Source organism: Mesorhizobium sp. FG116 (assembly GCF_057809835.1).
Genome location: NZ_JBMDKS010000001.1, coordinates 98,947 through 112,838 on the forward strand (window position 1 = coordinate 98,947; position 13,892 = coordinate 112,838).

Consider the following 13,892-nt stretch of genomic DNA (forward strand, 5'->3'; position numbering starts at 1 on the left):
AGCAGGAGCCGATGATGAGCGAACTCAGCCACAAGGACTGGATCAGCAAGGCATCGGCGATCCGCTTTCGCGACAAGGCGTTTATCGACGGCAAGGCCGTGGCTGCGCGCTCGGGCCGGACGTTTGCCAGCATCAATCCGGCGACCGGCGAGACGCTTGCGCAAGTGGCGCTGGGCGGCGAAGAAGACATCGACCTTGCGGTCGCCGCCGCTCGGCGCAGCTTCGAATCCGGCGCATGGTCAAGGGCCAGCCCGGCACACCGCAAGGAAGTGCTGTTGCGGCTTGCCGGCCTGCTGCGCGAAAACCTGCACGAGCTTGCGCTTTTGGAATCGCTCGACATGGGCAAACTGGTCAACGATGCCGTGACCGTCGATGTGCCGGGCTCGGCGGCGATCTTCCAGTGGTACGCCGAAGCCATCGACAAGGTCTACGACGAGGTTGCGCCGACGGGCGAAGGCGACCTCGTGCTGGTGCGGCGCGAGCCGCTCGGCGTCATCGGCGCAGTGGTGCCGTGGAACTTCCCGCTCGACATGGCGACGTGGAAATGCGCGCCGGCGCTGGCGGCAGGCAATTCGGTGGTGCTGAAGCCGGCGGAGCAGTCTCCGTTCTCGGCGCTCCGGTTGGCCGAACTGGCGATGGAGGCCGGCCTGCCGGCGGGCGTGCTCAACGTGGTGCCGGGTCTCGGCGAAACGGCCGGGCAGGCGCTTGGCCGCCACATGGACGTGGATTGCCTTGCTTTCACCGGCTCGACGGCCGTCGGCAAGATGTTCCTGCAATATTCCGGGCAGTCGAACATGAAGCAGGTGTGGCTGGAGACAGGCGGCAAGAGCCCGAACCTCATCTTTGCCGATTGCTCCGATCTCGACGCGGCAGCCGACATGGCCGCCTTCGGCATTTTCTTCAACCAGGGCGAGGTCTGTTCGGCCAATTCGAGGCTTCTGGTGCAGCGCGAGATCAAGGACGCGCTGGTGGAAAAGCTGGCCGAGCGCGCTGCCGCCACCCAGCCGGGCGATCCGCTCGACCCGGCCTCGAAGATGGGCGCCTTGGTCGATGCGAACCACACGGCCAATGTCATGCGCTTCATCGAGGCGGGCAAGAAATCGGCGCGGCTGGTGGCAGGTGGCGGGCAGGTTAGCGTCAACGGACGCGGCAGCTTCGTGCAGCCGACGATCTTCGACAATGTCGGCCATGGCGATCCGCTGGCGCGCGACGAAATCTTCGGCCCGGTGCTTTCGGTCATCGCCTTCGATGACGAGGAGCAGGCGGTGCGCATGGCCAATGACAGCATCTACGGGCTGGCCGCATCGCTGTGGACCGACAGCCTGTCGCGCGCGCACCGCATTGCCGGACGCCTGCGCGCCGGCACGGTTTCGGTCAATACCGTCGATGCGCTGAGCCCGATGACGCCGTTCGGCGGCATCAAGCAATCCGGCTTCGGGCGCGACCTGTCGCTGCATTCGTTCGACAAGTACACGGCGCTCAAAACGACCTGGATCAAGTACTGAGAGGCGGCGGAGACTTGATCCAGACCTTCAAACGGGCAACATAGCTGCCCATGCCGCTACGCTTCACGCTCAGACAGCTGGAATATTTCGTTGCCGTGGGCGAAGCCGGCTCGATTGCCAAGGCCGCCGAGCAGGTCAACGTGTCGCCGCCGTCGATTTCGGCTTCGATCGCGCAACTGGAAGCGGAGTTCGGCGTCCAGCTTTTCGTGCGCAAGCATTCTCATGGACTGTCGCTTACCGCAGGCGGCCGGGTGTTCCTCAAGGAAGCGTCGCGGCTGCTCGCCAATGCCGACGCGCTGCACGACATTGCCGGCGATATCGCGGAAAAGGTGCGCGGTCCGCTTGCGATAGGCTGCCTTTTGACCTTCGCGCAGATCGTGCTGCCTTCCCTCAGGCGGAAGTTCGAAGCGACCTATCCGGACGTGCGGGTTAGGCAATTCGAGCGCAACCAGGGCCAGTTGCTGGAAATGCTGCAGCGGGGCGAAATCGATGTCGCGCTGACCTACGATCTCGAACTCTCGCAGGATTTCGCGTTCGAGCCGCTGATGCTGGTTCCGGCCTATGTGATGCTGCCGCAGGATCACAAGTTTGCCGGCAAAGCAGCGATCACGCCGGAGGAACTGGTCGACGAGCCGATGGTGCTGCTCGATTTGCCGTTCAGCCGCGAATACTTCCTGTCGGCCTTCCACCAGCGCGGCATCCGGCCCAACATCGCCGAGCGCACGGGCGATATTGCGGTGATGCGCACGATGGTGGCGAACGGGTTCGGCTACGGCATCGCCAATATGCGCCCGCTAAATACACTCGCCCCCGACGGCAAGCCGATGGCATTTTTGCCGCTGGCCGGCGATCTGCGCCCGCTGACCCTTGGCATCGCACTGCCACACGCCGAGCACCGGACGCAAACGGTGCAGGCCTTCATCGAGCATTGCCGGCGCTTCGTCGTCGAACAGGGCGTGTTCGGTACCGAGCGCCTGGCTTAGCGGCTATATCGCCAAAGGCGCGGCCTCGGTCAGCCGCTGCAGCAGCTTTTCAAGCATGTCGTCGCAGCGGCGAAGCTGTTCGATGCTGACGAATTCGTCCGGTTTGTGACCCTGCGCCATCGAACCCGGTCCGCACACCACGGTTGGCGTGCCGACGTCGCGGCTGAAAAGCCCGCCCTCGGTGCCGAAGGCGACCTTGATGGTGCCGTTGGCGCCGGTCAGCGACTTGACGAAGGCGACCGCTTGCGAGGCAGCGGGCGTATCGAGGCCGGGATAGGTGTTGAAGACCTCGATGTCGATCGCCGCTTCGGGCGCGATGGATTTGGCCGCGTCGGCGATGCGGGCAGCTTCGGCGCGCAAACCGTCCAATATGTGCTCCGGGTTGTCGGCCGCGACGTTGCGGATTTCGAAATCGATCTGGCAGAGGTTGGGCACGATGTTGAGGGCTACGCCGGCATTCATCTTGCCGACGTGGACGGTGGTGTAGGGAATGTCGTAGTCGCCGTCGCGCGCGCCTTCGCTAGCCAGCCTGTCCTGTTCGCTGCGAAGGGCCGAAACGAAATCGCAGCCGAGATGGATGGCGTTGAGCGCGAGCGGGGCCAGCGCCGAGTGACCTTCGCGCCCTTTGCAGAAGGCGCGCGCGCCGATCTTGCCCTTGTGGCCGGTGGCCACCTGCATGTTGGTCGGCTCGCCGACGATGCACAGAAGCGGCTTTTGCGGCGCGCCTTGCAGCATTTCGACAAGGCTGCGGACGCCGATGCAGCCGATTTCCTCGTCGTAGGAAATGGCAAGATGAAGCGGCGTGCGCAATTGCATCGTCGATGCCTTGATGCAGGCGGCAAGCGCCGAAGCGATGAAGCCCTTCATGTCGGCTGCGCCGCGGCCATAGAGCTTGCCGTCGCGCTCGGTCATGGCAAAGGGCGGCAATGTCCAGTCCTGTCCGTCGATCGGCACGACATCGGAATGGCCGGACAGCATGACACCCGGACGGTCGGCCGGACCGACGGTGGCGTAGAGGTTCGCCTTGTGGCCGTCCTCGCTGTGGATGATGGTGGAGGCTATACCGTTCTGGCCGAGCAGGTCGGTGACGAAGCCGATCAGGTCGAGGTTGGAGTCACGGCTGACCGTTGCGAAGCCGAGCAGTTTTTCCAGGATCGGGATAGTGTTCATTGGGGGTCTGCCTCATCGTGTTGGCGCTTGATAACACCCCAGGTCCGTTGAGTAGAAGTCGCATTTGGCTTTGCCTTGCATCGGTTCTTTGTGGGTCTTTGGCAAGGCTGGTTAGGCGGCTCCTAATCGGTGGAGAAGAAATCAGTAATTTTCCAAGCCGAGCTTCGACCTATGACTACAAGCACGGCACCAACCCAATGGCTGAGGGCCAGACCGCGTGTGCGCCCGTGAGGCGCTTCAGGATGCGGTCGCAGGAAGGGGACTTGAATGCGCGATCCACGCTACGACATCCTGTTCGAGCCGATGAAGATCGGCCCTGTAACGGCCAAGAACCGCTTTTACCAGGTGCCGCATTGCAATGGCGGCGGCTATCGCGATCCTTCGGCAGCAGCGGAAATGCGGCGCACCAAGTCGGAAGGCGGCTGGGGCGTTATCTTCACCGAGCAGACCGAGATGCATCATACCTCGGAGATCACGCCGTTCATTGAACTCAGGCTCTGGGACGACGCCGACATTCCGGCATTGGCCAAGATGGCCAAGGCGATGCACCAGCATGGCGCGCTGGCCGGCATCCAGCTTGCCTATTCCGGCATCAACGGCCCGAACCTCTACACCAAGGAAGTGCCGCGCGGGCCGTCGGCGCTGCCGATCCGCACCTTCACCAACGATCCGGTGCAGGCGCGCGCGATGGACAAGGAAGACATTCGCGACCTGCGCCGCTGGCACCGCAACGCCTTCAAGCGGGCCAAGCAGGCGGGCTTCGACCTCGTCTGCCTCTACGGCGCACATGGTTTCGGCATCATCCAGCATTTTCTTTCCACCGCCACCAACCAGCGCACCGATGAGTATGGCGGCTCACTGGAGAACCGCTCGCGGTTGATGCGCGAGCTGATCGAGGAAGGGCGCGACGCCATCGGCGAAACCTGCGGGTTGACGCTGCGGCTTTCGCTGGACGAGATGATCGGCGAACTCGGCTTCGCCAACTCCGAAGTGCGCGACATGATCGAGATGCATGCCGACCTGCCAGACCTTTGGGACCTGGCGCATGGGGCGTGGGAGGACTGTTCGGGGCCGTCGCGGTTCAAGGAGGAAGGGGCGCAGGAAAGCCTCGTCTCCGGCATCAAGAAGCTGACTTCGAAGCCGGTGGTCGGCGTCGGCCGCTTTACCTCGCCCGACGTGATGGTGAAGATGATCAAGTCCGGCACGCTCGATTTCATCGGCTGCGCTCGCCCTTCGATCGCCGATCCGTTCCTGCCGAAGAAGGTCGAGGAAGGCCGCATCGAGGACATTCGCGAGTGCATCGGCTGCAACATCTGCATCACCGGCGACATGACCATGTCGATTTCGCGCTGCACGCAGAACCCGACCTTCATGGAGGAGTGGCGCAAGGGCTGGCACCCGGAGCGGATGCAGGCGAAGGGCGAAAGCGAGAGCGTGTTGATCGTGGGTGCCGGACCGGCGGGACTGGAGGCGGCGCGGGCGCTTGGCGTGCGCGGCTACCAGGTGGCGATTGCCGAAGCCGGCACCGAACTTGGCGGGCGCGTGGCGCGCGAATGCCGCCTGCCGGGGCTTTCCGCCTGGGGACGGGTGCGCGACTACCGCCAGTACCAGATCAGCCAGATGCCGAATGTCGAGGTCTATTTCGACAGCCGGTTGTCGGCTGACGATATCCTCGCCTTCGGCTTCGAGAACATCGCAATCGCAACCGGGGCGACGTGGCGGCGGGATGGGGTAGCCCGCGCGCATGTCGTGCCGATGCCGATGGACCAGGCGATGCCGGTCTACACGCCGGACGATTTGATGGCGGGCAAGGTGCCATCCGGCAATGTCGTGCTGTTTGATGACGATCACTATTACATGGGCGGTGTGCTGGCCGAGCTGATGGCGCGGCAGGGTGCAAAGGTGACGCTGGTGACCGCGTCGGCCTATGTGTCTGACTGGACGCGCAACACGCTGGAGCAGGGCGCGATCCATCGCCGGCTTGCGGAACTCGGCGTCGAGATCGTGCTCAACCGCGCCGTCACCAGCATTCGCGCCGATGGCGTGGTGACGGCCTGCGCCTATACAGGTGCGGAGCAGGTGCTTGGCGCGGATGCGGTGGTGCTTGTCACCTCGCGCAGCCAGGACGACGGCGTGTGGCAGGAACTGAAGGCGCGCCGTGCTGAATGGGCCGATAATGGCATCCGCTCGATCAAGGTGATCGGCGACGCCGAAGCGCCGGGGCCGATCGCCTGGGCGACCTATGCCGGCCATCGCTTCGCGCGCGAACTCGACGAAGCCGATATCGGCGATGCGCTGCCCTTCCGGCGCGAGGTGACGGCGCTGGCTGCGGAGTGACGGCCTGAGCAACAAGGGCGAACCCGTTGGACAGGTTCGCCCGCTTTTGGTGCCAAATCAGGCGACCGGTCAGCCCTTGAGGATCATGTCGGCGGCGCGCTGGCCGATCATCATGGTCGGCGCGTTGGTGTTGCCGCTGATGAGCATCGGCATGATCGAGGCATCGGCAACGCGCAGCCCCTCGACGCCGCGCACTTTCAGCGTGGCCGGATCGACGACCGCCATCACATCGGTGCCCATCTTGCAGGTGCCGACCGGGTGATAGACGGTCAGCGCCTCGGCCTTCAGGTAGGCGAGGATTTCGTCGTCGGTGCGTACGTTCTTGCCGGGCAGCATTTCCGCGCCACGGATTTCATCGAACTCGGATGAGGCGAAAATCTGGCGGGCGATCTTGATGCCTTCGACCAGGACCCCGGCATCGTGATCGTCGGAGAAGAAGCGGTGGTCGATGAGGATGTTGCGGTGCGCGGCATCGTTCGACAGCCGGATCTCGCCGATGCTTTTTGGCCGTAGCACGCAAGTGTGGATGGCGTAGCCGTGGCCATATTCGACCAGCCGGCCGCGATGGCTGCGGTAGCCGGGGACGAAGTGGAACTGGATGTCGGGCTGGCCGTCCGAATATTTCGTCCTGGCGAAGCCGCCGGCCTCGACATAGTTGGTGGTGAGCATGCCTTTGCGGCGCGCAAAATACTGGAACGGGGCGGCGATCATGCTGGGCAGGTTCGGGAGAGAAAGGCCGAGCGTCTTCGTGCTGGACGAGCGCACCGTGATCATGCCGTCGACGTGATCTTGCAGGTTCTTGCCGACGCCGGGGAGGTCGATGACGGGATCGATGCCGATTTCTTTCAGTTCGGCAGCCGGGCCGATGCCGGAACTCATCAGGATCGCCGGCGAGGCGATGGCGCCTGCCGACAGAACGATTTCGCGCGCTGCGCCAAGCGTCTTTGTGGCGCCTTCATGGCGGACCTTGACGGCTGATGCGCGGCCTGCGGTAACTGCAAGGTCGATCACCTCGCAATTGCTGAGCACGGTAAGATTGGGGCGGTTTAGCACCGGGCGGATGAAGGCGCTGTAGGCGCTGAAGCGCTGGCCGCGATCCTGGGTGACATTGTAGATGCCGAGGCCGAACTGGCTTTCGGCGTTGAAATCGCTGTTGGCGGGAATGCCGGCATTGGCGCCCGCCTTGACGAACATTTTCGACAGGATGTTGGGATCGCGCGGATTGTCGACCAACAGTTCGCCGCTGGCGCCGTGGTAGCGGTGGTCCTGGCCGAGCCGATTGCGTTCGAGTTTTTTGAACACCGGCAGCACGTCTTCATATGACCAGCCGTTGCAGCCGAGCGCGGCCCACTGGTCGTAGTCCTGTGCAGAGCCGCGAATATAGACCATCGAATTGATCGAGGTCGAACCGCCGAGCGCCTTGCCGCGATTTACCGGAATGCGGCGATTGTTGAGGTTGGGCTGGGGAACGCCGACATAGCAATAGTCGTAGTTCGGATTGCCATAGAGCGAGAGGATGCCGGCCGGGACCCTGACGCGCACGCTGTCGTCGCTGCCGCCGCCTTCGACAAGGCAAACGCGGACGGACGGATCGGCGCTGAGGCGATTGGCAACGACGCAGCCGGCTGAGCCGGCTCCGATGACGATGTAGTCGAAGCTGTCTTGCGGCATGGTCACTCTGCGATGGGAGAAAGGAGCCGGGACGCGAACGCCCCGGCTGACATGGTGACTGTTACTAGGCGGCTGTTACTGGAGTAGCTGCGTCCAGACCTTGGTGACGAGTTCCTGCGCCGCCGGCGAGCAGGCCTGGCCCATCTTGACCGGGACGGTCGGGAACAGCTCAGGCGCGTTTTCCTTGTTGTAGAGGGCCTTGGTCTCGTCGATCTTCACCGGCGAGGAATGGCCGTAATAGTTGTACTGGTCGGTGGCGTTTTCGAGTGAGGCCATGAAGTTGATGAACTTCTTGGCGTTGTCGATGTTGGCCGCACCCTTCGGCACGACATAGGAATCGAGCCAGCCGACGAGGCCTTCCTTGGGCATGGCGTATTCGACGTTTGCCTTGTCGTTGCGGCGCACGCGCATGGTGTTGCCGTCCCACCAGAAATGCGCTGCGACTTCGCCGCTGCCGATGCGGTTTTCGATGTTGTCGCTGGAATACACCGCGACATAGGGTTTCTGGGCGAGCAGCAGGTCGAGAACCTGCTTCATCTTCTGTGGGTCTTCGCTGCAATATTCGATGCCGAGATAGTTCTGGGCGGCCGGGATGACTTCATCGGGCTGGGCCAAGCTGGCGATCTTGCCCTGCAGTTCCGCCGGCGGCTCGAAGTAGGTTTTCCAGCTGTCGACCGGGCCCTTGTAGATGTCGCGGTTGACCGTGTAGCCGGCGTTGCCGAAAGCGAGCGGGATGGAGTAGTTGCCGGTCGGGTCCCACCATGGCTTCTGCCATTCGGGCAGGATCTGCTGGTAGGCTTCCATCGATGTCGCGCCGATGTCCTCGAGCAGGCCCGAATCGATCATGATCTTCACGAAGTGCTGCGACGGCGTGACGATGTCATAGCCGGACGATCCGGCCTGCAGCTTGGTTAGAAGGTCTTCGTTGGAGGAAAAGGCATCGACGGTGACCTTGATGCCGGTTTCTTTCTCGAATTTCGCGACCACGTCGGGCGCGATTGAATCGGCCCAGGCGTAGATCGACAGACTGCCGTCGGCATGTGCCGACACGGTCAAGGCCAGACCGAGAGCGCACGCGCCAGCAAGCGCCTGCATGCGGTTTTTTATCGACATAGCATTCCCCTGTGAGTTTTTCCCGGGGGCAACGATAACAAACCACTGTCGGGGATAAATTTGATTCACCCGACGCGCTGATTAGGAAAAGCCTTTTCCTGCACGGATACGTCCGGCAGGTGACGCCGCTAAAGGTAAAGGCTCTTGGCCGCCTTGGAGGACAACAGTTCCTTGGCGTCGCCTTCCTGCGCGACCTTGCCCTTGACCAGCACATAGCCGCGGTCGGCGATGCCGAGGCCCATTTCGGCGTTCTGCTCGATCAAAAGGATGGTGGTGCCGCGGCGATGGATTTCCTGCGTGATCTCGAAATACTCGCTGATCAGCTTCGGCGACAGGCCGAGCGAAGGCTCGTCCATGACGACGAATTTGGGTTCGCCGATGAGCGCGCGGGCCAGCGCCACCATCGCCTGCTCGCCGCCGGAAAGCGTGCCGGCAACCTGGCGCAGCCGCTCGCGGATGCGCGGGAACAGGTTGGACATCTTGTCGAGCTGGGCTTCGAAGTTCGGCCCGCGTCCCGAAACGGCGTCGTAGCCGAGGCGCAGGTTCTCGATGACAGTCAGACCGGGGAAGAGGCGGCGGCCTTCGGGGACGAGGCCGACGCCGAGTGCGGCAAGGTTCTCGGTGCCCAGTTTGCCGATGTCCTTGCCCATCACTTCGACTGCGCCGCGCAAGGCGCGGACGACGCCGCAAACGGCCATGAAGGTGGTGGTCTTGCCGGCGCCGTTCGGGCCGAGCAGGCAGACCAGTTCGCCCTGCCGCACGCTGAGGGTGAGGCCGCGCAGCATCGGCACGGAGCCGTAGGCGGTATCGACGTCTTTCAGCTCAAGCATGGGCGGCCGCCTTTCCAAGATAGGCTTCCTGCACACGCGGATTGGCCCTGACCGAGGCGAAATCGCCCTCGGCGATGCGGCTGCCATAGTCGATGCACATGACATGGTCCGGGAAGGCGTCGACCACCTGCATGTCGTGCTCGATGAGAATGACGGAGAGATCGGGATGGACATCGCGCAGGCGCACGATGTCGGCGATCAGCGCCTGCGTCTCGGTCTCGTCCATGCCGACGGAAGGCTCGTCGAGCAGGAGCAGTTTCGGTTGCGAAGCCAGCGCGCGGGCGATCTCCAACCTGCGCCGGTCTGCCTGGGCGAGCGCACCGGCCGGGCGATAGCGCTGTTCGTAAAGGTCGCCGGAACCGCTCTTCAAAAGGGCTTCGGCCTTTTCGACGCAAGCGGCCATTTCGCGGCGGGACTTGCCCGGCCGGAACAGCGCATCCAGCACGCCGGTGGTGGTGCGGGTGTGCATGCCGATGATGACGTTGTCGAGGACGCTCAAGTCTGAGAACAGGCGCGACGACTGGAAGGTGCGGCCGATGCCGCGTTCCACCACCTCGTAGGACGGCTTGCCGGTGATGTCGGCTCCGTCGAACAGAACCTTGCCGGATGTCGGGCGGTAGACGCCGGTGACAACGTTGAACAAGGTTGATTTGCCGGCACCGTTCGGGCCGATGACCGCAAGGACCGAACCCTTGTCAATGGAGAAGCTCACATCGTTCAGCGCGACCAGTCCGCCGAAGCGCATGGTCGCGTTCTCGACCTTGAGGAGGACGCTCATGGCTCGCCTCCATAGCGGCGCATGCGCTGCGGGAACAGTCCCTGCGGGCGGATCATGAGGAAGCCGATGATGACGACGCCGAAGAACAGCAGGCGGTAGTCTGCGAAGGCGCGCAGCTTTTCCGGCAGGACGGTGAGCAGGAAGGCGCCGACGATGACGCCGAAGATGTTGTCCATGCCGCCGACGATGACCATGGTCATGATGGTGACGGAGACGAGGAAGGTGAAGTTGTCGGGCGAGATGTAGCTGACATAGAAGGCGTAGATGGTGCCGGCGAAAGCGGCGAGAAAGGCATCGACGGCGAAAGCCAGCACCTTGTACCAGGCGACGTTGATGCCCTGCGCCTTGGCCGCGATTTCGTCGGCGCGCAGCGCGTTCCATGCCAGCCCGATACGCGAGCCGTGCAGCCGGTGCGCGGTGATGATGGCAACGACGACGAGCGCCGCCGACAGATAGTAGAAATTCGCCTGGCTCGGCAGCTTCCAGCCGAAGACGACGAGCGGGTCGGCGAAGGAGTGGCCGAACAGGCTGGGAGCCGGAATGCCGACGAGGCCGTTCGGACCGCCGGTCCAGTCGAAATTGTTGAGCAGTTGCTGGACGACGACGCCGAAGGCGATGGTGACGAGCGCGAGATAGGTGTCGCGGGTGCGCATCGAGGGAATGCCGATGACGAAGCCGAACAAGGTGGCGGCGAGTGCGGCGAGCGGCAGCGTCAGCCAGAAGCTCAGGCCGAAATTGATGGCCAGCAGGGCCGAGACATAAGCGCCGATGCCGTAGGAAGCGCCGGTGGCGAAGTTCGGGATGTTGGCGCTGCCGAGCTGGAAGTTGAGCGCCAGCGCGAGAACGGCATAGAGCTGCGCCACGATCAAAAGATGCAGGACATAGGTGTTGGAGCCGACCACAAACGGGAAGCCGAGTACGACGACGGCTGCGGTAACCAAGGTCACCAAAGGCACGCGGGCCATGCTGGCCATTGCGTAGTCGGTGATCCAGGGCAACCGCTCCAGCAGGTAGAAACCCGCGCCAAGCAGGGCAAGCAGGCCGACGATCTGCCAGCCGCCTTCGGCTTTCAGCACGAAATAGAGGAAGGCCGCGCCGGCAAGTTGCGACAGGACGGTGAAGGCGATCGCCTGCCCGATGCCGGGCGCTGCTGATGATGCGGGAGCGTGCATGCTACACCTTCTCCATTACTGGCCGCCCCAGCAAACCGGCTGGACGGAAGATGAGCACGACGATGACCAAAAGGAAGACGAAGACCAGCCGGTAGGAAGCGCCGTCCGGCACAAAGGTCTGCGCGAGCACCTCGATGCCGGCGATGATCAAGCCGCCGAGGATCGCGCCCGGCATGGAGCCGAGGCCGCCGATGACAGCGGCGGAGAAGCCGAGCAGGCCGGCCATGACGCCGAAGTCGAACCGCGTGACGCCGGCATAGCTGGCGAACAGGAGGCCGGCGATTGCGCCGATGGCGGAGGCGATGAAGAAGGTAGCGCGGAAAACGCGCGTGTCGCGAATGCCCATCATGCGGGCGACGACGCGGTCTTCGGAGGCGGCGCGAATGCGCAGGCCGAGAGGCGTCATCTTGAGGAAGAAGAACAAGAGGGCGACAAGTGCTGTGGTGAGCAGGACCACCAAAAGCGCGAACCAGCTTATCGGCACGGTGCCGACATCGAAGGCAACGCCCGAGACAAGGCGCGGGAAGGCGTGCGGATTGGAGCCTTGCGGATAAAGATGGCGGATCAGCTCGCGGATGACGATGCCGAGCGCAACCGTTGCGACCAGCGCCATCATGGCAGGGGCATCGCGGAAGCGGCGGATCACCACCTTGTCCAGCACGATGCCGATGATGCCAACCGCCAGCACCGCTGCCAGAACGGCGATAATCAGCCACAGTGGCCCGGACACGCCGACGGCGGTCGCCAGTAGTTGGGCCAGCGCCAGCGAGATGAAGGGTGCGGTCATGGCAACATCGCCATGGGAAAAGTGGATGACGTTGAGCACGCCGAAGATCAGGCTGAAGCCGATCGCCAGCAAGGCGTAGATGCAGCCAAGGGTTATCCAGTTCACCAATTGCTGGACAAGCAGTTCCGCCATCTGACCCTTCTTTCGATTGGAGCGGCACGATTTACCAGCGCCTTCCGGGCGCGCACATAATGAATCTCCGAAGTCACAGATAGCAATTTCCGAATTTCGTGAGCAGTCACGCATAAATACACTTCAAGTCAGCCGACGATCGGGATCGGCCGGGCCGCTACGACGGCGGCAGACAATTCTATTGAGGTGGAACCAATGCTAAACAGGCGCACAGCATTCATGCGCGTATCGTCAATCTTGGCCGGATCACTGCTTGCCGTCGCGCTCGGCGCTGCCCAGGCCCAGGCCGACCAGATCAAGCTCGGCTTTATCGGCCCGCTCTCCGGCGGCAATGCGCAACAGGGCCTCGGCGCCCGCAACGGCTTTCTGTTGGCCATCGAAGAGGCCAATGCCAGCGGCTACCCGCATCAGGTCGAAGCGGTTGTGCTGGACGATGCTTCCGATCCGGCGGTCGGCGTTTCGGCAGCACAAAAGCTGATCAACGATCCGGCTGTGATCGCGGCAAGCGGACACTGGAACAGCTCCGTGGCGCTGGCCACCATCCCGGTCTTCAACCGCGCGCAGATGCCGTTCATCGTCTGGGGTGCGGTCAGCCCGAAGATCACAGAACAGAACCTGCCCAACGTAACCCGCGTGACGCCGACGCTGGTCAATGAGAACAAGCCGCTGGCCGAAGCGATTGCCAAGGACGGCAAGGTCAAGAAGATCGCCATCATCTCCGACACGACCGACTATGGCGTGGCCAACACCAAGTGGTTCGGCGATTTCTTCAAGGCAGCCGGCGGCGAGATCGTCGCTTCGGATGCGGCTGCTGTCGGCACCACCGACTTCCGCGCCATGCTGACGACGGCAAAGGCTGCATCGCCGGATGCGATCTATTTCGGCGGCGTGGTGACCGAAGCCGCGCTGGTGCGCAGCCAGATGGCCGACCTCGGCATGGGCTCGCTGCCGATGTACGGCATTTCGGGCATCTACGATCCGAAGTTCATCGAGATCGCGGGTGCTGCTGCTGAAGGCACCATCGTCGGCACGCCTTCGGTGCAGAGCAACCCGAAGCTGGAAGAGTTCGACAAGGCCTATGCGGCCAAGGGCTACACCGACCCTGCCGGCTCCTACGCCAAATACGCCTATGAGGCCGCGCAGATCCTTCTCGAGGTCATCAAGGAGAAGGGTACGGAAGACAAGGAAGCGCTGAGCAAGGCGATCCGCGAAATCCATCACAACGGCATTCTGGGCGAAGTTTCCTTCGACGAGAACGGCCAGACCAACATGGCCGTCGATATCGACCTGCACGTCGTTCGCGACGGCAAGTGGGTGGATATGTAAGCACAGGCGAGGATCTTACGCGTCGCCCTTGACCGGGCGGCGCGTTGCCTTTTGGACCGCGGCGTATTTTATTCAAACGACTTCAACG

General features: G+C 63.2%; 11 protein-coding genes. 4 read left to right on the forward strand and 7 right to left on the reverse strand.

Going from position 1 to position 13,892, the window contains the following annotated elements:
* Positions 1-14 precede the first annotated feature (14 nt).
* Both ACODTY_RS00430 and ACODTY_RS00435 read left to right on the forward strand, forming a co-directional pair.
* On the forward strand, positions 15-1,505 hold the full coding sequence (locus ACODTY_RS00430) for an aldehyde dehydrogenase (RefSeq protein WP_488992326.1): 1,491 nt from the start codon (positions 15-17) through the stop codon (positions 1,503-1,505).
* A gap of 50 nt (positions 1,506-1,555) precedes the next feature.
* Positions 1,556-2,488 carry a LysR family transcriptional regulator gene (locus ACODTY_RS00435; RefSeq protein ID WP_488992327.1) on the forward strand — a complete coding sequence of 311 codons (933 nt, stop codon included), beginning with the start codon at positions 1,556-1,558 and terminating at the stop codon, positions 2,486-2,488.
* Between the two features lie 3 nt (positions 2,489-2,491).
* Here ACODTY_RS00435 and argE read toward each other — a convergent pair whose 3' ends face one another.
* Positions 2,492-3,658, reverse strand: coding sequence for an acetylornithine deacetylase (gene argE, locus ACODTY_RS00440; protein WP_488992328.1), 1,167 nt, complete (start codon positions 3,656-3,658; stop codon positions 2,492-2,494).
* A 267-nt stretch (positions 3,659-3,925) separates the two neighbouring features.
* Between argE and ACODTY_RS00445 the strand changes: the two genes are divergently transcribed.
* Complete coding sequence (locus ACODTY_RS00445; RefSeq protein WP_488992329.1) at positions 3,926-5,995, forward strand: oxidoreductase; 2,070 nt, start codon at positions 3,926-3,928, stop codon at positions 5,993-5,995.
* A gap of 69 nt (positions 5,996-6,064) precedes the next feature.
* Here ACODTY_RS00445 and ACODTY_RS00450 read toward each other — a convergent pair whose 3' ends face one another.
* From ACODTY_RS00450 to ACODTY_RS00475, 6 genes are all read right to left on the reverse strand, one after another.
* The gene (locus ACODTY_RS00450; protein ID WP_488992330.1) at positions 6,065-7,666 is read right to left on the reverse strand and encodes a GMC family oxidoreductase; all 1,602 of its coding nucleotides are present in this window, start codon (positions 7,664-7,666) and stop codon (positions 6,065-6,067) included.
* 75 nt (positions 7,667-7,741) lie between these two features.
* Entirely contained in the window at positions 7,742-8,779 is a 1,038-nt protein-coding gene (locus ACODTY_RS00455) for an extracellular solute-binding protein (protein WP_488992331.1), read from the reverse strand.
* Between the two features lie 128 nt (positions 8,780-8,907).
* Positions 8,908-9,609 carry an ABC transporter ATP-binding protein gene (locus ACODTY_RS00460; RefSeq protein WP_488992332.1) on the reverse strand — a complete coding sequence of 234 codons (702 nt, stop codon included), beginning with the start codon at positions 9,607-9,609 and terminating at the stop codon, positions 8,908-8,910.
* A complete protein-coding gene (locus ACODTY_RS00465; protein ID WP_488992333.1) occupies positions 9,602-10,387 on the reverse strand; it encodes an ABC transporter ATP-binding protein in 786 nt (261 codons plus the stop codon). Before ACODTY_RS00465 ends, ACODTY_RS00460 begins: the two co-directional genes overlap by 8 nt.
* On the reverse strand, positions 10,384-11,559 hold the full coding sequence (locus tag ACODTY_RS00470) for a branched-chain amino acid ABC transporter permease (protein WP_488992334.1): 1,176 nt from the start codon (positions 11,557-11,559) through the stop codon (positions 10,384-10,386). The genes ACODTY_RS00465 and ACODTY_RS00470 overlap by 4 nt, the downstream gene beginning before the upstream one ends.
* Before the next feature lies 1 nt (position 11,560).
* Positions 11,561-12,478, reverse strand: coding sequence for a branched-chain amino acid ABC transporter permease (locus tag ACODTY_RS00475; RefSeq protein ID WP_488992335.1), 918 nt, complete (start codon positions 12,476-12,478; stop codon positions 11,561-11,563).
* 219 nt (positions 12,479-12,697) lie between these two features.
* On the opposite strand from ACODTY_RS00475, the gene ACODTY_RS00480 reads away from it, so the two are divergent.
* The gene (locus ACODTY_RS00480; RefSeq protein ID WP_488992336.1) at positions 12,698-13,804 is read left to right on the forward strand and encodes a branched-chain amino acid ABC transporter substrate-binding protein; all 1,107 of its coding nucleotides are present in this window, start codon (positions 12,698-12,700) and stop codon (positions 13,802-13,804) included.
* The last annotated feature ends 88 nt before the right edge of the window (positions 13,805-13,892 follow it).

What these genes read in the sequence shown, in the direction of transcription:
- ACODTY_RS00430 (WP_488992326.1), top strand. Translation starts at nt 15, where the DNA reads ATGAGCGAACTCAGCCACAAGGACTGGATCAGCAAGGCATCGGCGATC.
- ACODTY_RS00435 (WP_488992327.1), top strand. Translation starts at nt 1,556, where the DNA reads ATGCCGCTACGCTTCACGCTCAGACAGCTGGAATATTTCGTTGCCGTG.
- argE (WP_488992328.1), bottom strand. Translation starts at nt 3,658, where the DNA reads ATGAACACTATCCCGATCCTGGAAAAACTGCTCGGCTTCGCAACGGTC.
- ACODTY_RS00445 (WP_488992329.1), top strand. Translation starts at nt 3,926, where the DNA reads ATGCGCGATCCACGCTACGACATCCTGTTCGAGCCGATGAAGATCGGC.
- ACODTY_RS00450 (WP_488992330.1), bottom strand. Translation starts at nt 7,666, where the DNA reads ATGCCGCAAGACAGCTTCGACTACATCGTCATCGGAGCCGGCTCAGCC.
- ACODTY_RS00455 (WP_488992331.1), bottom strand. Translation starts at nt 8,779, where the DNA reads ATGTCGATAAAAAACCGCATGCAGGCGCTTGCTGGCGCGTGCGCTCTC.
- ACODTY_RS00460 (WP_488992332.1), bottom strand. Translation starts at nt 9,609, where the DNA reads ATGCTTGAGCTGAAAGACGTCGATACCGCCTACGGCTCCGTGCCGATG.
- ACODTY_RS00465 (WP_488992333.1), bottom strand. Translation starts at nt 10,387, where the DNA reads ATGAGCGTCCTCCTCAAGGTCGAGAACGCGACCATGCGCTTCGGCGGA.
- ACODTY_RS00470 (WP_488992334.1), bottom strand. Translation starts at nt 11,559, where the DNA reads ATGCACGCTCCCGCATCATCAGCAGCGCCCGGCATCGGGCAGGCGATC.
- ACODTY_RS00475 (WP_488992335.1), bottom strand. Translation starts at nt 12,478, where the DNA reads ATGGCGGAACTGCTTGTCCAGCAATTGGTGAACTGGATAACCCTTGGC.
- ACODTY_RS00480 (WP_488992336.1), top strand. Translation starts at nt 12,698, where the DNA reads ATGCGCGTATCGTCAATCTTGGCCGGATCACTGCTTGCCGTCGCGCTC.